The sequence below is a fragment of the Paenibacillus sp. FSL H8-0548 genome, from assembly GCF_038630985.1.
GTDB lineage: Bacteria > Bacillota > Bacilli > Paenibacillales > Paenibacillaceae > Pristimantibacillus.
This window is the reverse complement of record NZ_CP152049.1, coordinates 5,484,551-5,502,734: the sequence shown is the minus strand read 5'-3', so window position 1 is coordinate 5,502,734 and position 18,184 is coordinate 5,484,551. Positions and strand designations below refer to the sequence as shown.

Below are 18,184 nucleotides of genomic sequence, written 5' to 3'. Positions count from 1 at the left end.
TTGCACTATTGTCGTAGGCTTGGGAGGTTGTCAAGTGGCTTTATTTATCATGATTATTCGTAAAATGATTCAAAACAAGTGGCTCGTTGCGAGCCTTTTTATTGGCCTCGTCATGTCTGTCGCATTGGTTAGCAGTATGCCTATTTATTCGGAAGCCGTTTTGTCGAGAATGCTGGTCAAGGATCTTGAGACCATGCAGGCCAAGAGGGGCATTTATCCGGGAAGCCAATACAATAAATTATTTTATACAAAAGAAACGCCTGAGCAGATGAATACGATCTATTCGAAAGTAGATCGATATATTCGCGAGCAGGCAGGACCCAGCTTTCAAATACCGGTGCAGGAGCTTGTTGTTGATATTCAATCCAAGTCGATGAAGATTAGACCAACAAATGATCCTACACCCGATACGACAAAATCGGTTAAGACGATGACGCTTCGTTCCTTCTCTGATTTAGAGCAGCATATTAAATTAACTGACGGCAGAATGCCGGCTGAGCGGCAGCCTGTTGATGGTGTGTATGAGGTGCTCATTACGGAGCGAGGGCTCATTCAATTCAAAACCGTGCTCGATTCCGAGTTTTATGCAGACGACTCAAAAATTGCCGGGGAAATAAAATTCAAGCCGGTAGGCGTGTTTGAGAAGCTGGAGGATGATGATCCGTATTTCAGAGATGCAGATCTAAGCGAGCTTAGCGGGAGCTTCATCCTGAGCGATAAGATAGCTAAGCAGCAGCTGATGCAGGAGAGCCGTATTCCAGTTGCATCTGTGGGCTGGTTCTTCGTTCTCGATTACTCTAAGCTTGAGCTGAGATTCGTTGACGATTTTGTTCAAACGACGAACAAAATTCGCAACGTTATGCTTAACAATGTCACGATGTATCAGGTCGTATCGGAAACGCCAGCTCTTGACACGATAGCAAAATATTTAGAGCGTGCCGAGCAGCTGCGAACACTGATGTGGTCGCTTAACGTTCCGGTGTTGATCATGCTCGGCTTCTACATGTTCATGGTCTCGAATCTAATCGCCGATCGCCAAAAAAATGAAATCGCCGTTCTGCGCAGCAGAGGTGCTGCACGTTGGCAGGTCATTACCTCCTATTCAGTGGAAGGCATTATTTTATGCGGCATCGCCTTTGGTGTAGGACCGCTGCTCGGTGTATTGTTGACCGAAATGCTCGGCTCATCCAATGGCTTTCTTGAATTTGTACAGCGCGTACGTTTGCCAGTCAGACTTACGGAGGATGCGTATCGTTACGGTGCCATAGCCTCGGGAGCTTGCTTCGTGATCATGCTTATCCCCATCATCATGGCGACTCGTGTTACGATAGTTGGGCATAAGCAACAATTAGCAAGACTTCTCAAATCACCGCTCTGGCACAAAATGTTTATTGATGTTTTTGCGCTGGCATTAGCTATTTACGGACTGTACACATTCAGAAAGAGGCTTGCTGATTTGCAAGCCTTAGGGCTGAACGCGGGTGATTTGAATATCGATCCGCTGCAGTTCGTTATTCCGGCTTTATTCATTATGGGTGCGGGCTTGCTCCTGCTTCGCTTATATCCGTGGGTGCTTAGACTCGTATATTGGCTAGGCAAAAAATGGTGGCCGCCTTCTGTCTATGCAACATTAATTCAAGTTGGCCGCTCCAGCACGCAATATCAATTTTTGATGATCTTTCTGATTATGACCATCGCTACGGGCGTATTTAGTGCCTCGGCAGCAAGAACGATAAATAATAATACAGAGGATCGGATCAGGTACGGCAATGGTGCCGAAATCGTGCTTACCTCACAGTGGGTGAATGATGCGCCGCCTCCTGCGGCTCCAGGGGCACCACAGCAGGAAACGGCAATCATACAGGCTCCGGTTCATTATATAGAGCCAGCGTTTGAGCCCTTTAAGACACTGGAAGGCGTTCAGCATGCAGCTAAGGTATTCAAGAAGGAGGCTGCATTTAGTGTTAATGATGGAACCGGTGCAGCCACACTAATCGGCATTGATACGGATGAATTCGGAGAAACGACATGGTTTCGAGACAGCTTGCTCGATTATCCGTTGAATGACTATCTCAATCTGTTGGCCGGCGATCCACAGGCGGTACTCATTTCGAAAACGCTGGCGAACCAGAAGGAGGTTAAGCCAGGCGATACGATATGGGTGGGCTGGAGTGATGTCCCGCAGCAGCCGTTCAAGGTGTATGGCATCATTGAATATTTCCCGACCTTTAACCCGAATCCAGCGATAGGCAGTGTAGATGTCAGTAATAAGTCGGGATCAGGAAATGCGCCTATGCTGATCGTTGGACATCTGCCGCGCATTCAGGTTCAGCTTGCGCTTGAGCCGTATGATGTGTGGGTTAAGCTGGACCCCGAGGTCAGTACGGCGGAGTTCTATGAGGAAATCAAGCAATCAAAGCTTCCAATTACAAATATCGTGAATACGAGAGTAGAGCTTGTGGATGCCAAAAACGATCCTTTTTTGATGGCGCTGAATGGGATTTTGACGCTCGGCTTCGTTCTCTCTATACTCGTCAGCTTTATTGGGTTTTTGTTGTATTGGGTATTATCTCTGCGAGGTCGTACGCTGCAAAATGGTATTTTACGAGCCATCGGCTTATCACTTAAGCAGTTGATTGGGATGCTTGGAGTTGAGCAGCTGCTTACATCGGGTGTTGCTGTATTCATCGGCATCGGTGTCGGTAATTTAGCAAGCCTGCTCTATGTTCCAAACTTCCAAATTGCTTTCAACCCGAGCAGCCTTGTTCCACCGTTTAAGGTTATGTTCGACTCTACGGATTTAATGCGCATTTATGTGCTAGTTGGCTTCATGCTCCTCATCGGACTTGGGATATTGGCCTACATGCTGTCGCGCCTGCGTATTCATCAAGCGATCAAGCTAGGGGAGGATTGACCGATGATTCATTGCGAAGGATTAGTCAAAATTTACAAAACGGCCGATCTGGAGGTATTTGCCCTGCAAGGTCTTGATCTCCATATTGAAAGCGGCGAGCTTATGGCGATCATTGGCAACAGCGGCAGCGGCAAATCTACGCTCCTGAACATGCTGGGCGGCTTGGACCGGCCAACGGCTGGCAAGCTGACTGTAGATGGCAGAGACATGCTGAAATTTAAAGAGCGTGACTTTGTTCGTTACAAAAGGGAGAGCGTAGGCTTCGTTTGGCAAAATAATGCGAGAAACTTAATCCCTTATTTAACCGCGCTTGAAAATGTTGAGCTGCCGATTTTGTTGACGGGCAGCCGCAAGCGCTGGCGTGCCAAGGAGCTTCTCGATGCGGTAGGCCTCAGCCACCGTGCTTCGAATAAGCTCTATGAGTTATCGGGCGGTGAGCAGCAGCGGGTAGCGATCGCTATTGCGCTCGCGAATCATCCGAAGCTCCTGCTTGCAGATGAGCCGACGGGTTCAGTAGATTCACGTATGGCGAATCAAATATTGGATTTATTTCGTGAGCTGAATCGGACGATTGGCATTACGGTCGTTATCGTAACACATGATCCCGAGCTTGCGAAGAAGGTCGACCGCGTAGCGTCAATTCGCGATGGGAAAATATCATCGGAGATGCTGCGCAGGCGTTCCTATGCAGAAGAGCTTGCAGAGCTGGAGGAATCAGACAGTGATGAGAGTACACATGTAGAGTATGCCGTACTGGATAAAGCAGGCCGGCTTCAAGTGCCGGCCAACTATTTGGAATCGATAGGCGTCAAAAACTCCAATAAGCTGCGTGTTGAGCTAGGCGATGGCAAGATCATCCTTCTTCCTCCTGAGGAAAAAGCAGAGTAAACTTGCGCATAGCGTCACAGATAGTTTTTTTACATTAATTTGGCAGGGCTGCACTTGGTCATATATGACTTTGGGGCAGCCCTTTTTTTATTTATAAGTTGAACAAAAAAATTACGTTTTGGTCGCTGCGCGAGAAGATCATTCTTTAGGGTCGCTGTTGCAGCCAGATTCTTTGATTTCCTAAGACATTTAAAGGTAAGAATATGGCTGCAAAGGCGAACACTTCGTTTCTCCAGAACGATCTTCTCGCTTCGCTAAAACTTCATTTTTCAAGTTCAACTTATGATAGATGGAATTTCTTCCTCTAATTCTAAGGTATCAGCCGAAATTCATAAGAAACATTAAAATTAACGGGACAAATTCCCTCTATTTCATACTGCGAAGCGAACAACGTTATTTTAGCAGGAGAAATTCCATCCAAGTGCTTAATCGGCACCTCGTCGTCGAAGTCGGCCAACTACAGCATCTGCTCCGCATTCCTGATGCTTAGTCTAGTTGTTTATGATCAGGCTTTAGTCGATTCCTTGAGTTTTTTGAATGTCCGGTCTAAGACATTATTTACTTCGTACGCGCAGCGCCCAAAACGAAAATTTCTAGTTCAACCAATATAATCACGATTAAAGTGCTGGGAATACAAGGTTTTTAATGATAATATAAAGAAGTATGAAACACAGCAGCAAATTCAAGTTTTATTCTATAGCCTCTCGGAACTAAATGAGTGAAAACTGAGGAATGAGCGTAGAGCAGTGGGTGATCTGCTGGAAATAATGGAAATTGAAAACCAGCTTCAAAAAAGGACAGACTCCGCCAATTGGTTTGTTGCGTATTTTAAAATTTAGGCTGCTGAAGGACAAATGGAAGATTTCAGCTTGTCCCAATCCTCTTTCTGGCTCACGTACCACGCATCCATGTGTTGGCAAATCATAATGCCATAGATGCGCATGTACCACATCATCGTCGAGCGGTGCCGACCGGATTCGAGCTTGTAATCCACTTTCTCTCTTTTGTTGGAACGGTCTTGGTAAACAAACGCGGGTTATCACTACTGTGAGTATGGTAGGTTCGTCCATACTTGGCATCGGAGCAACCGCAGGAGGGGGTGCACCGCCACTTCTGGCGGTTTTGGGATTTATCAAACCCGTTTGGCTTCATTTCATGGCCCTTCGGACAGATCGGAATGCCGGTCGGAGAAATCTGGATGTCGTGATCCGTAGCCGTATTCTTCTTGCTTCGGATGTTGAGATCAATGAAAGGCTCGATGTTCTGTTGGTCAAGAAGCAAATAAATCGCTTCCGCATCATGCGCAGCATCGAGCAGCATTTTGTCTACCGTGCCCAAGGTGAATCGTTGCTTGAAATCGACCGTGCTCATCACCAGACTGACTGCATCATGCCGGGAGGCAGGTTGAAGTCTCGGATACAAGGGCAAATCGTGTTTGCTTTCCGCTGCTGAGATCATGTAGAGGTGGTAGCCGTTATCGTACTTCTCTCTGGAGCTGTCCCAACCTGAGTTGCAATCGGGCTGGGAGTAATTGCGAAGGTGACTGCATTCAGCTATACCACGGGCACGACAAGCACAAGTTGGTTTGCTTCGGGGATAGGCAGCTGTGACGATCGGTGTTCCATCACTGGCGGCGCTTAAGCTATCCAAATCCCCTAGCCAATCCAAATGAGCCGACACGGAAAGAATCTGCGACTGGAAGAAATAAAACAGTGGGTCGGCAGGCAAATCCATTTTCTTAGCCGCATGACGCATCATCCAAGTGACGAGGCGTTTGACCTTGCCGGGCGTTGTTGTGGGTGCTTTCTCGCCCTTCTTGCCTCGTTTGGTTTTCTTGCGTTTCATTTCATTAATCCATTCAGTCAACCCTATTTCCGGGTTGGTCATCAGGTAAAGCAAGTAGGAACGCAGCAAGGAAGCTGGATCTCGCGGAAGAGGCCCACGGGCTGAATAAGCATCCTGAAGGAACGTTGTGATGGCAGAAAGGACTGTTTGCCAAAGTTTGACCGCAAGCGGCCAATCCTTATGGATCAGAACAACGCCAGGTCCGAAATAATAGCGAAGTTGTTGAAGAACAAAAGCTTGGTAGTCGGCATGTGGGACGAAAACGGGTTTCAAAGAGATTCACTCCAATCGTGGATAGGTAAGGGACACCTTTTCACACGATTTTGGAGAAATTGGGGAAAAGTCAAGGTTTTTTTTGAGAAATAAACCAAAAAATTTCAGGATATTCCCCATAATGAAATATGGAATTAATTAAAAAATCCCCCTACCGAAGTAGGAGGAAGGCATGTTTGGTGGTACGAGGAAACTCTTGTCCCATCAGCCCCGGCGAATGCCGAGAGGCTATATAAATGCTAATAAAGAAAGGGATGCTTGTCGAATGGCTCGCAACCCTTTCTTTGACTGTTATAAGCTAAAAACCTCGGCAGTTCCCCATTCCTTCTATGGACCCTCATGAGGACGGAGGTCAGCGTATAGGCATGGGTTAGGACATCGTCCGATCCTTTTGTGCTTGCTTCGTATAATAAAGCTTGAATATGAGATCTTGATTGTAGTTGCCAAAGCCTGATCCAAATAGAGTAAAGCCGCCGATATGCTCAGCATCCTCAAGAATTGCGATTCGAAATGTCCAGTGGCTGCTGCTAATATCAACGTCATTAAGACCGACGCTTGAGAGCTTCAGACCGTCCATATACGTGCCATCCTTCTTGATGATCAGCCGCTTTAATAATCCAAATTGATTGACATCGTCAAACCACCAAGAGGGGTTGAGCTTGCCTTTGCCGCCGAAATCAGCGGGGCTTGTCCACATGCCCACCTTAACGCCGTTAAAGAAGAACGTAAGGTCAGAAGGCCAGTTCATATTGGTCAGAGGAGCTTCTGATGAAATTTCCATTGAAATTTCAAGCTCTTCCGGATTTTCGCTGGCTAATAAGAAATTCGGTATTTTGTATTCAATGTAGCCTTGTGAAAACCATAATATTTTGGCATTTACGCGATCCGGATCTAGAAAGTAGCGCGGGTCGTCAAAAATTCCGATGACTTTCTCCGTCGTGCAAATCCCACAGGTAGGGACGATGCTTAGATCAGTAAAGTGACCGATGGATACTTCGGTGCGTCGGGATTCGCGATGAACGACTTCCTTGCTTGGAAAAGCGATTTCGAGTCCATCCATGCGAAGAGAGCATACCTTCTGCGCGGCGCCGCCTTTTCCCGGTGTCATCTCGGAGCTTATAATAGCTGCCTTCTCCAGCTTCTTGACGTGCATTGTCATAATGGCGCTGCTTAAGCCTAACGCCTCGGCAAGCTCACGAATGTTCATCGATTTTTTGGAGAGCAGGTGGATAATTTGGATACGTACATTGCTTGATATGGCTTCAAATATAGGCAAGCTTTGCTCTGACAGTTCTATTTTCAAGGGGTAACCTCCGAAGGATAGTTAGTATAAATGTTAAGTATAACCATAATATGAATTATTTCGTCAAGTCACTCATTTGTGGAGGGCAAACGTTTTTTTGTGAATACGCTTTATAAAATGTTGTTTTTTTGATAGCATAACTATTAATAAATAATATAACAAATACGGATTGTAGAAAAGGGAGACTCTAATCGTGCAAATTGATCTTTCGAATAAAACGGCTTTAATTACAGGAGCAACCGGCGACTTAGGACGTGTGATGGCACGAACATTAGCAGGCTGCGGCGCTAACATCGTACTGCATTACAATAATAACGAGGCGAAGGCAAGAGAGCTAAAGCAAGAGATCGAAGCTATGGGCAGATGGGCGATGATCGTGCAAGCTGACGTTACGAATGAGCAGCATATTTATGCGATGCATGCAAAGGTGAAAGAGGAGCTTGGACATGTTGATATTGTTGTCGCGAATGCGGTTATTCAATATCAATGGACTAGCATACTTGAGCAGCCAGTTGCGGATTATATCAGTCAATTTGAGTCCTGTGTGCTGCAAAGCGTTTTCTTGGCGAAAGCCTTCGTACCTGCGATGATTGAACGGGGCGGCGGCAGAGTGATCGGTATTAATACGGAGTGCGCGATGCAAAATTTCGCTGGGCAATCTGCGTATACGGCTGGAAAGCGTGGAATGGACGGGGTTTATCGTGTGCTGGCCAAGGAGGCTGGCGCGCATCAGATTACGGTGAATCAGGTTGCTCCAGGATGGACCATAAGCGACCGTGACCGAGCAAGCGGCATAGAGGAAACGAATGAATATGCACAAAGCGTTCCGCTTAAGCGCAGAGGAACCGATCAAGAGATCGCTAATACGGTAGCTTTTTTGGCATCGGACTTGGCAAGCTTTATTACAGGAGCTTATATACCTGTAAACGGCGGGAACGTTATGCCGGCCATCTAACATAGGGGAGTTTCGCGTATGAGATTGGGTATGAACAAACGATTGTGGCGCATATGGGCAGTTTTTGGCAGCATGCGGATGGAACAAAAGCTGTTTATCGTATTTCTTTTGCTGATCACTCTGCCGTTATCGTTTATTGGCTACATCTCCTACAGCAACTATTCCCGTTCGATAGAGGAGAAGACGATCGTCTACTCGACCAAAATGCTTGAAAATATGATCGTTCGAGTTGATGATTATATCGAAGATATGGAGCGCATCTCCTCTATTCCAGCGTATCAGGACGATATTAAACAAAACCTGATTAACTCGAACCGCTATTATGAGAAGAGACAGCAGGCGACAGGGGATAGCAGCAGTCAAATGCCTGAGGATTTTGACCAGCTGCTGTTAATTCAACGCGGCATTGAAGGAAACATATCGTTTATCAATACGATAAAGCGCGGGGCCAACTCGGTCTATATATTTGATCAATTCGGAAACGGCTACTACTCCTCGGCGAGCGGCGGAATAAGGCTTAACGTGAAGGAAAGCTATGAAAATTGGCGTGAGCGCGTGCAAACCTCCGGCGGGGAAGCAGTGCTGCTCAGCACGCAGAAATATACGAATAATTTGCAGAGCGTCAGGTATGCATTTACAGTCGTCCGCAAGGTTATTGATAAATCACTCAAGCCAATTGGGCTGATTGCAGTAGATGCGAATATTAGTGTAATCGAAGATCAAATGAGCGAGCTTGATAAAGTAACGAGTGGACAATCTGTCATTATTGACGTGCTTGGAAATGTTGTTTATGACAGCGATAAAGCGAGAATGGCGACGAATATATTGGATGATCCCGCTGTTGCTCAGGCGAAGGGCGGCAATGGAAGCTTTTATTTTGAGGAGGATGGGCTGAAGCGATTGTATATTTACACGACCTCACCCAAGACGAATTGGAAGGTTATGACCTCGATTCCTGTCAGCGAGCTTACGAGGGATGCTGTCGTTATTCGCAATGTAACCTGGATTGCTACACTGATTACGTTAATTGTGGCGCTCTTCATATCGGTCGTATTCTCGTATGCGCTAACGAATCCGCTCCGCAAAATGATGCGTATGATGAAAAATGTGCAGGAAGGCGACTTCAACGTACAATTTCCAGTGAAATACCGCGATGAGGTCGGTCAGCTTGGCAATCAGTTTAATCGCATGATCGTCCGAATTGACCATTTGATACAGGATATTTATGTTATGGAGACGAAGAAGAAGGAAGCGGAGCTGCATGCGCTGCAGAGTCAAATCAATCCGCATTTTATGTATAATACACTTGAATCGATTCGGATGGCTGCCGAGCTGAATGATGATCATATCGCAGCAGATATGATTGCCATACTCGGAAAGCTGCTGCGCTACAGTATAAGTGATTTGCATGAGGAGGTAACACTCGAGAACGAGACGCTGCATATGCGCAATTACGTTGAAATGCTAAACTACCGGTATCCAAATCGCTTTCAGCTGGAAACCAAGATTCCGGCCGATTTGCTAACCTACCCGATTATTAAGCTTGTCCTGCAGCCAATCGTTGAAAATGCGATTTACCATGGGATGGACGACAATAAGCCTTCGATGCGGATCGTCATGAGCGTTGAGCGGACCCCGCAAGCGCTGTGGCTTAGAATATGGGATGATGGCCTTGGAATTGATGAAGATACCTTGGAGCGGCTAAACCGTTCGCTTGCCGGTGCAGAAGAAAAGGCTGTGAAACGAAAAACCGGTGGAATCGGCCTAAAAAATGTAAACGAGCGCATCAAGCTGCACTACGGCCGCCAATATGGAATAAAGGTAACCAGTGTGCAGGGACAGGGCACCGAGGTCATGTTACAGCTTCCATTAGAATTAGGGAGAGAAGCAGAATGAACAAATACACGTATACGCTAGTGCTTGTTGTTCTGTTTTGCGCCATGAGTATCGCGGGCTGTCAACGGGGCCCAAGCGATAACGGGGCGGAAACCGAGCCAACGAACAAGACTGAACAGGTTGATCAAAACGCGGCCTTGAATGTGTTGACTAATCGTATCGATCTGATTGAGAATGGCGTATTTCAAAAATATGCCGATCAATTCGCTCAGCTTCACCCCGGTGTTACCGTGACGTTCGAAGGCATTCAGAACTACGCCAGCGATATTATGGTCAGGCTCTCCATTCGCAATTTAGGTGATGTGCTGCTGCTGCCAAACAATATTAAAAATGAAAATTTACCCAACTATTTCGAGCCGCTTCCGGAGAAGCTTTTTGAGCATATTCATTTTTCTGATTTTAAAGCTTATGCGGGGAAACGCTACGGCATTGCGACGGGGGCAACGACAACCGGCATTGTCTATAACAAGGAGGCCTTTGAGAAGGCCGGCATTAAGCAAATACCAACGACGCTGGAGCAGTTTTACGAAGCTTGCGAGCTGCTGAAGCAAGCAGGAATTGTACCGGTATACTTGAACTACGGTGCCCAGTGGCCGCTTATGACCTGGAGTGAGGATTTGGTCAGCTACATGACTGGCGATGCTGAGTATTTGAATAAGATGGTTGATCAAGATGAGCCGTGGAAAATTGACAACGCATGGGGACAGGCGATTACAATTGTCAAAACGTTGATTGATCGCGGATATGTTGAGAAGCAGCTGCTAACCAATCAGTGGGAAACGTCAAAAAAAGAGCTTGCTGAAGGACGAGCGGGCATGTATTTGCAAGGAAATTGGGTTATTAATCAAATCGTTACAGCAGGAGCAAAATCGGAAAATATCGGATTTTTCCCATTTCCATATGATAACAGCGAGAATCGATTCTCGCCGCTCAGCCCAGATTGGTTTGTAGGAATAAGCAAATTTAGTGAAAATAAAGAACTGGCAGAGGCGTGGGTGGAGTTTTTTGTGAATGAGTCTGGTTATGTGGATGATTCCGGTTTTTTACCCGTTATCGACAATAGGGAGCCCTCCTTGCCGCAGTTCCAGCAATTTCTGTCCTTCAACAGTGAGTTTATCGAGCGCCGCGTTCCAAGTGATCTGCTGCTTGATATTGCTAATACAGCACAAATTGCTTTTTGGTCAGGCGATTACATTCAAGAATGGATTGCTGCGCCTGACTTGCAGGCGGTATTCGATAATTATAATGAGCGATGGCGAGAAGCAAGAACGATTACCAAAAGCTAAGGTGGAATATTTCAATGTCTAATAAAGTCACAATGCAGCAAATTGCCGATCATTTGGGTGTTTCAAAGTTCGTCGTTTCGAAGGCGCTCTCTGGCAAAGGCGGCGTAAGTGAAGCAACGCAGGAGCGGGTTATTCAAGCGGCAGCGCAGCTAGGCTATTTTTCGCAAAAGAACGCTTATGTCAAATCGATGAAGCTGGAGCAGCTTCCGAAGGTGCCTGCCGCGAACAAACAATCTGTTCTCGTATTGATGCCGAATATCCGTTTTCAAACGAAGGAGTCCTTATATTGGGGTCGGATTCTGGATGGCATTTCGTCGAGACTAGAGGAGGAAGGCTGCGGCATGGTCATCGTGTCGGAGCAAAGCGTAGACCATTTTCTACATTTTCTAAACCCTAACGGCATATTGGGACTTATTGGCGTTGGTGAAATATCAACACCGCTGCTGCTGGAGGTGCATCGAATTGGCTTGCCTATGGTGCTGGTTGATCATGAGGATATGTTGATCCCAACCGATACTGTATTTACGAACAACTATGAATCTATGTACCGGCTTACGAAGCATCTGATTGGAAAAGGGCATAAGCGGCTCTGCTTTGTTGGCAATATTAATTACTCGCGAAGCTTTAAGGATCGTTTCCTAGGGTTTCGAAGCGCGCTTGAGGAGCAGGCTGATTATGGGCTTGCTTTCGGTCACAGAGAGGAAAACCTATTGCCCGTTGAAGGGTTTGAGCATGAGGATTTTCAGGAGCCCGTTAGGCAATGGGCAGTCAAACGCTTGAAGTCGAAAACGATGCCAACTGCACTTCTATGCGCGAATGATATGATTGCAATTGGAGCGGTTCATGCGATGCAGGAGCTGGGACTATCGGTGCCGGGGGAGGTGTCGGTGACGGGATTCGACAACATTGATGATTCTTACCGTATGACACCAGCCTTAACGACGGTGCATGTGCCGAAGGAAACACTAGGGAAGCGCGCAGTAGAAAGGCTGCTCAGCCGTATTGCAAGCAAGCAGGAGCCTATGGAGAAGCTGCTCGTTGCAGGCGAGCTGCTGTACCGGGAGTCGACTGCTGGGGCGCAGTCTTAAAGAAACGACTGAGGATTAGGCACGGAAATGTTCCGCTGGAGTAAGTAGGGAAACAGATTGCAGATGGTAGTCTGTTTTTTTTTTTTTTTTTTTTGGTTGTATGATGAATCGACAATATATATTATATATATAATAAGAAGAATCGACAAAGCTAGTGGAACTATGCGAAAAGACCTAATGAATATAGAGATTAACCTATCATTTAATCATTTTCGACAAAAGGAAACGAAACTTTTTTCGACAAATGTATTAGTATTGCGTATCGGAGTTTAAGGATATATTATATATTACAAATATCAATATGAAGCTTGGTGATTGCACATGAATTCAATCGTTCGTACACCGCTTTATCAGAAAATTCAAGATTATATCCGCGAGCTGATTATAACTGAGGGCTTGAAGGCGGGGGACCGCGTACCGACTGAGAAAGATCTAATGAAACTCTTTAACGTCAGTAAAATTACGGTTGTTAATGCTATGGTCGGTTTAGCAAACGATAGAATAATTACTCGTGTGCCGGGCAAGGGCAGCTTCGTCAGCGGTGAGGAGCCAGCAGAAACAGAAGAGACGGCTCCTGCAGCACCAGTAATTAACGTAGAACAGGCTGTTATTGAGAACAGGACGCGCATCATTGGTCTAGTAATGCCATCTATATGTGATTATTTTGCGATTCGTTTGATCGATGGCGTTAATAGAGCGCTTCGAGAGAAGGGCTATCGCAGCGTGATTTTACTGTCCGAAGGAGATATCGATAAAGAGAAAGAGGCATTTAAAACGCTCAAGGAAATGGGAGCAGACGGCGTGCTGGTCTTTCCGGTTGACGAAGAGAATTACAACGAGGAAATTTTAAGCATGAAATTTAGCGGCTATCCGTTTGTGCTGATCGATCGGTTCCTTCCAGGTGTCGAGACCAATTATATCGCAGCGGATGGAAGGCTTGGAACAAGCCTCGCTGTCGATTATTTGTGGGAGCTTGGTCACCGTGAGATTGCTATTTGCTCCGATTCTCCTTTGCAAACGATAACGGTGCAAGAGCGTATTGATGGCTACATGAACGCATTGAAAAACAAGGGAGCGCTCATCAATCCTGCCCATATGATTACCGGTTTCCAAGTGGAGAACATGAAGGATACGGAGAAGCACCCGTTGTATCGCTATATTCGCAATCGAATGGCTACGGCATACATTACGCTTAATGGCAGGCTAGGCGTTAAGATTTATCAAATGGCGCAACAAGCTGGCCTAGATGTACCAAATGATCTTTCGATTATAAGCTTCGATGATCCGACGTCAATCGTTGAAGAATTCGGTATTTTTACACATATTAAGCAATTTGAACTTGAGATGGGCTATCGGGCCGCCGGGACGCTGCTTGAAATTATTGAAGGCGGCGCGGATCGCAAGAGCAAGTATACCAAAACCTTAATCCAGCCAGAGCTGGTCGTTAGGCAAACGACGGGTCCTGTCCCGTCCCAATAATCAACAGCATGCAGTGATAAAAAAATCTTTTCCGAATCTGGAAAAGATTTTTTTATTTATATATTGAATATATTCAATCTATATATTATATTATGAATAAGATGTTTGTTAGAAGAGAGCTTACTTGAAAATACCGGGGAACGAAGATAGTGAATGTTATAGGAAAATAATATTGAAACCGCTTTCAAATTTAAGGCGATAGAGCTGCTTAAAAGAGAATCGATATGAAGGATATAACCGGATGAAAAAGGAGACCTGCAAATGCCTTATGAGAAGATAAGAACAGAACAATTAAGATCAGCACTTGAGAGAGTGAGGGAGCAAATATACAAGCCGCTTTCAGACTTGAAGGCAACAGCCTGGATAACACCGGAGCCGGTTCCTTACGAAGCAAGGGAGTCTGGCGAAAAAATTGAAGTTGCTGCTGGAGACCACTGGGGAAACCTTTGGGATTGCGCTTGGTTTCATTTTAGCGGCAAGGTGACTGAGGAAGCGATCGGGACTAAGGTTGTTCTTCTCATTGACGTTAATGGAGAGCTTTGCCTAGTAGACGAAGAGGGAACTCCTAAGCAGGGACTTACGAATATCAATTCGGAGTTTGATTTTACTTTAGGGCTGCCAGGCAAGCGAGTGGTGCATATCAGCGAAAGCTCGACGGGCGACGAAACGATCGATTTATGGGGAGACGCGGGCTGTAATGACCTGTTCGGACGCTACCGCAGCGGTACGTTGAAGGAGGCCCAAATCGCGATCTGCCGCGAGGACATCCGTGAGCTGTATTATGACGCGGAGGTACTGCTGGAGACGGCGGAGCAAATGCCTGAAGGGTCGGCGCGAAGAGAACGTATTTTGCAGGCATTGTATGATGCTTCGAACCTTCTTATCGCATTTAACGAGGAACGAGTGGCTGCGGCAGCAAGGTTGCTACAAGAGCAGCTGGCAAAGCAAGGCGGCGATCCGTCGCTTACCATTAGCGCTGTAGGCCATGCGCATATGGATTTGGCTTGGCTGTGGCCGATTCGCGAAACGATTCGCAAAGGAGCACGAACATTTTCAACCGTATTGCAAATGATGGAGCGCTACCCCGACTATATATTCGGTGCAAGCCAGCCGCAGCTATACGATTGGATGAAGATTCATTATCCAAAGCTTTATGCACGCATCAAGGAACGTGTTCAAGAGGGACGCTGGGAGCTGCAAGGCGCAATGTGGGTCGAATCGGATACCAATGTGCCAAGCGGAGAATCGCTAATTCGGCAAATTCTGTACGGAAAACGGTATTTTCAAGCGGAATTCGGGCAGGAAATGAAGTCGCTTTGGATGCCGGATGTGTTCGGTTACACAGCGAGCTTGCCTCAAATTTTGAAAAAATCAGGCGTTGACTTCATGATGACCCAGAAGCTGTCATGGAGCGTTTACAACCGTCATCCGCATCACACCTTCCACTGGGAAGGGATCGACGGCTCGAGCGTGCTTACTCATATGCCGCCAGAGGATACGTATAACAGTCCAGCAGCGCCCCGCTCGATCATCAAGGCCGAAAAAGAATATATGGACAAAAACTTATCGGAAAATTGTCTGATGTTGTTCGGAATCGGCGACGGCGGTGGCGGTCCAGGCGAGGAGCATCTTGAACGGCTTAAGAGGGAGAAAAATTTGCAAGGGCTCAGCCCGGTTGTTCAAGAACCGTCTTCGAAATTTTTCGAGAAGCTGGCTAAGGGCTCTGAGCGGTACCAATCTTGGTCCGGCGAGCTCTATCTTGAGAAGCATCAAGGAACGCTGACGAGCCAAGCGAGGAACAAACGCTACAACCGGAAGCTGGAGAAATCGCTGCGCGAGCTGGAATTCGCGGCTATTATTGCCGGAGTGACGCATGGCAAGCAATATCCTTCGGAAGAGCTGGAGCTCATTTGGAAGGAAGTACTGCTCTACCAGTTCCATGATATTTTACCGGGCTCTTCAATTAAACGTGTATATGACGAGTCGCTTGAGCGTTACGAGGCGCTGCTCGGCCGAGTTGAGCAAATGATTGAGGATGAATACGGCACGGCTGTGGAAGCTCTTCCTGCTGACAAAAATTCTGACGTGTTTTTCAACTCCTTGTCATGGGATCGCGAGGAATGGGTGCAAAAGGATGGAGGCTGGATTCGCGTTAAGGTTCCTGCAATGGGATACGCCTTGGCGAATGCGGATGCGCACACGTTGGCAATGGCCGAGACGGCAGCAACTGAAGCGGAAACCGTTGTAACGCCTGATGCGGTGGAGACTCATCCTGCTTTTCCAGATATGAAAGCATCGGTAATTGATCGTATTTTGGAAAATGACTTGTTTACGATTACGTTCGCTGAGGGCTTTACGATCTCTTCTATTATAGATAAAGAGAATGGCAGAGAAGTTATTCCGCAAGGACAGAAAGCTAATGAGCTGAGCCTATATCATGACGAGGGCGATGCTTGGGATATTAAACAGGATTATCGACAAACGGAAGGCGTGCCTCTTCAGCCTGTCGAGTCGGCAGCTTTTCAAGATGGACCAACAGCAGGATTTGTGCTCGTTTATCGGTTCGGCCAGTCTACTTTGATTCAAAAGGTTATCTTGACGGAAGGCAGCCGCCGCATCGATTTCTCTACAAAGGCTGATTGGCAGGAGTCTGCAAAAATGCTGCGAACGTCGTTCCCGGTTTCCGTTCGCTCGGACAGCGCTAGCTGTGAAATTCAGTTTGGCTACTTGAAGCGTCCCACTCATCGCAATACGCTCTGGGATTATGCGAAGGATGAAATTTGCGCGCATCAGTGGATCGACCTGTCGGAGCCGAATTACGGTGTAGCGCTGCTCAATGATTGCAAATATGGACACCGAGCTTGGCAAAACGTGCTCGATTTGAACCTTTTGCGCAGCACATCCTATCCAGACCCAGAGGCAGACCGAGCTGAGCATGAATTCACTTACTCACTGTACCCTCATACAGGCGATCATGTACAAGCGGAGGTATATAAACGCGGTTACGAGCTGAATGTCCCTTTACGGTCGGTTCGCGTTAACGCGAGCCGTACGGTGTCGAGTTTGCCTGAAGCAAAATCATTTATAAGCGTGGATCATCCGAACGTTATGGTAGAAACGGTGAAGCAAGCAGAGGACAGCGATGACCTGATTGTCCGTTTGTACGAAACGGCTGGAACTCACGTGAATACAAAAATCTCTATAGATATGAACCTATCGGAAGCTTGGCTTGCCGATTTGATGGAAGCTCCAACCGATAAACTCCATGAGGAGGATGGAGCGTTCCAGCTTTCCTTTACTCCGTTCGAAATTACAACGATTCGATTGGCTAGGAGGCAGAATTAATGACCGAAAATATACTTTGGAAGCGAATCTGGCGTCACAAACTATTTTATTTGTTCATGCTGCCCGGCATAATCTGGTTTTTCCTTTTCTCCTATGTTCCTCTCTTTGGTGTACAGGTTGCGTTTCGTGATTTCATGTTCTCTGGGGGCTTCACTGGAAGCCCCTGGGCAGGGTGGAAATACTTTCAGCAATTCTTTACCTACTATCAGTCATTCGAATTGATCCGCAACACGATTGTCATCAGTCTCATGAAGCTTCTTATCGGTTTTACGATGCCGATTATATTGTCTATTCTGCTCAATGAAGTTCGCAACGTTAAATTCAAGAAAACAGTGCAAACGCTTTCGTACCTGCCCTATTTTGTTTCTTGGATCGTTGTTGTCACGTTGATGCAGCGCCTATTGACACCATTCGGAGGCCCCTTCAATGATCTGATCGGTTCCTTCGGCATGGAGCCGATCCAATTTCTTAACAATACATCTTGGTTTTATCAAATAATTGTAGGCTCGGACATATGGAAAAATATCGGATGGAACTCCATCATTTATATGGCAGCTATCGCAGGCATCGACCAACAGCTGTACGAAGCAGCTAAGATTGATGGTGCAGGACGCACCCGCCAAATGTGGCATGTTACGCTCCCTGGCATTCGGAATATTGCTGTCATTTTGTTCATTCTCTCGACTGGCAGTCTGATGAGCGCCGGTTATGAGCAGCTGCTCTTACTTAACGGCCCGGCTACCGCAGCAATTGGAAGCGTTCTCGACGTGCATGTCATCAGAGCAGGTATCGGTGAAGGAAGGCTTAGTTATGCCGCCGCCGTCGGTTTGTTCCAAAGTGTCATTGCGCTCATTCTTATCGTCACTGTCAATCGTATTGCCCGCAAAGTGAGCGACGTATCCCTGTTTTAAG

Annotated in this window: 11 protein-coding genes; 9 read left to right on the top strand and 2 right to left on the bottom strand. The window is 46.7% G+C overall.

The window, feature by feature from the left end; translation table 11 throughout:
- Positions 1–34: 34 nt before the first annotated feature.
- Complete coding sequence (locus MHI37_RS23810; protein WP_076338984.1) at positions 35–2,914, top strand: FtsX-like permease family protein; 2,880 nt, start codon at positions 35–37, stop codon at positions 2,912–2,914.
- 3 nt (positions 2,915–2,917) lie between these two features.
- Positions 2,918–3,802, top strand: a complete 885-nt coding sequence (locus MHI37_RS23805) for an ABC transporter ATP-binding protein (protein ID WP_076338983.1) — start codon at positions 2,918–2,920, stop codon at positions 3,800–3,802.
- A gap of 951 nt (positions 3,803–4,753) precedes the next feature.
- Here the strand turns inward: MHI37_RS23805 and MHI37_RS23800 are convergent.
- Positions 4,754–5,920, bottom strand: coding sequence for a transposase (locus MHI37_RS23800; RefSeq protein WP_256710658.1), 1,167 nt, complete (start codon positions 5,918–5,920; stop codon positions 4,754–4,756).
- A 370-nt stretch (positions 5,921–6,290) separates the two neighbouring features.
- The gene (locus MHI37_RS23795) at positions 6,291–7,223 is read right to left on the bottom strand and encodes an ArsR family transcriptional regulator (RefSeq protein ID WP_076338976.1); all 933 of its coding nucleotides are present in this window, start codon (positions 7,221–7,223) and stop codon (positions 6,291–6,293) included.
- A gap of 193 nt (positions 7,224–7,416) precedes the next feature.
- Between MHI37_RS23795 and MHI37_RS23790 the strand changes: the two genes are divergently transcribed.
- From MHI37_RS23790 to MHI37_RS23760, 7 genes are all read left to right on the top strand, one after another.
- Positions 7,417–8,178 carry an SDR family oxidoreductase gene (locus MHI37_RS23790; RefSeq protein ID WP_076338975.1) on the top strand — a complete coding sequence of 254 codons (762 nt, stop codon included), beginning with the start codon at positions 7,417–7,419 and terminating at the stop codon, positions 8,176–8,178.
- Positions 8,179–8,196: 18 nt separating this feature from the next.
- The gene (locus MHI37_RS23785; protein ID WP_256710657.1) at positions 8,197–10,074 is read left to right on the top strand and encodes a sensor histidine kinase; all 1,878 of its coding nucleotides are present in this window, start codon (positions 8,197–8,199) and stop codon (positions 10,072–10,074) included.
- Complete coding sequence (locus MHI37_RS23780) at positions 10,071–11,360, top strand: ABC transporter substrate-binding protein (RefSeq protein WP_076338974.1); 1,290 nt, start codon at positions 10,071–10,073, stop codon at positions 11,358–11,360. Before MHI37_RS23785 ends, MHI37_RS23780 begins: the two co-directional genes overlap by 4 nt.
- A gap of 14 nt (positions 11,361–11,374) precedes the next feature.
- Positions 11,375–12,448 carry a LacI family DNA-binding transcriptional regulator gene (locus MHI37_RS23775; RefSeq protein ID WP_076338973.1) on the top strand — a complete coding sequence of 358 codons (1,074 nt, stop codon included), beginning with the start codon at positions 11,375–11,377 and terminating at the stop codon, positions 12,446–12,448.
- A 321-nt stretch (positions 12,449–12,769) separates the two neighbouring features.
- Positions 12,770–13,927 carry a GntR family transcriptional regulator gene (locus MHI37_RS23770; protein WP_076338972.1) on the top strand — a complete coding sequence of 386 codons (1,158 nt, stop codon included), beginning with the start codon at positions 12,770–12,772 and terminating at the stop codon, positions 13,925–13,927.
- Positions 13,928–14,188: 261 nt separating this feature from the next.
- Positions 14,189–17,272: an alpha-mannosidase gene (locus MHI37_RS23765; protein WP_076338971.1), complete on the top strand. Its 3,084-nt coding sequence runs from the start codon at positions 14,189–14,191 to the stop codon at positions 17,270–17,272.
- Positions 17,272–18,183, top strand: coding sequence for an ABC transporter permease subunit (locus tag MHI37_RS23760; RefSeq protein ID WP_076338970.1), 912 nt, complete (start codon positions 17,272–17,274; stop codon positions 18,181–18,183). Before MHI37_RS23765 ends, MHI37_RS23760 begins: the two co-directional genes overlap by 1 nt.
- The last annotated feature ends 1 nt before the right edge of the window (position 18,184 follow it).

Excerpts from the sequence above, each read along its gene's own strand:
- MHI37_RS23805 (WP_076338983.1), top strand. The coding sequence starts at position 2,918 with ATGATTCATTGCGAAGGATTAGTCAAAATTTACAAAACGGCCGATCTG.
- MHI37_RS23785 (WP_256710657.1), top strand. The coding sequence starts at position 8,197 with ATGAGATTGGGTATGAACAAACGATTGTGGCGCATATGGGCAGTTTTT.
- MHI37_RS23780 (WP_076338974.1), top strand. The coding sequence starts at position 10,071 with ATGAACAAATACACGTATACGCTAGTGCTTGTTGTTCTGTTTTGCGCC.
- MHI37_RS23775 (WP_076338973.1), top strand. The coding sequence starts at position 11,375 with ATGTCTAATAAAGTCACAATGCAGCAAATTGCCGATCATTTGGGTGTT.
- MHI37_RS23770 (WP_076338972.1), top strand. The coding sequence starts at position 12,770 with ATGAATTCAATCGTTCGTACACCGCTTTATCAGAAAATTCAAGATTAT.
- MHI37_RS23765 (WP_076338971.1), top strand. The coding sequence starts at position 14,189 with ATGCCTTATGAGAAGATAAGAACAGAACAATTAAGATCAGCACTTGAG.
- MHI37_RS23760 (WP_076338970.1), top strand. The coding sequence starts at position 17,272 with ATGACCGAAAATATACTTTGGAAGCGAATCTGGCGTCACAAACTATTT.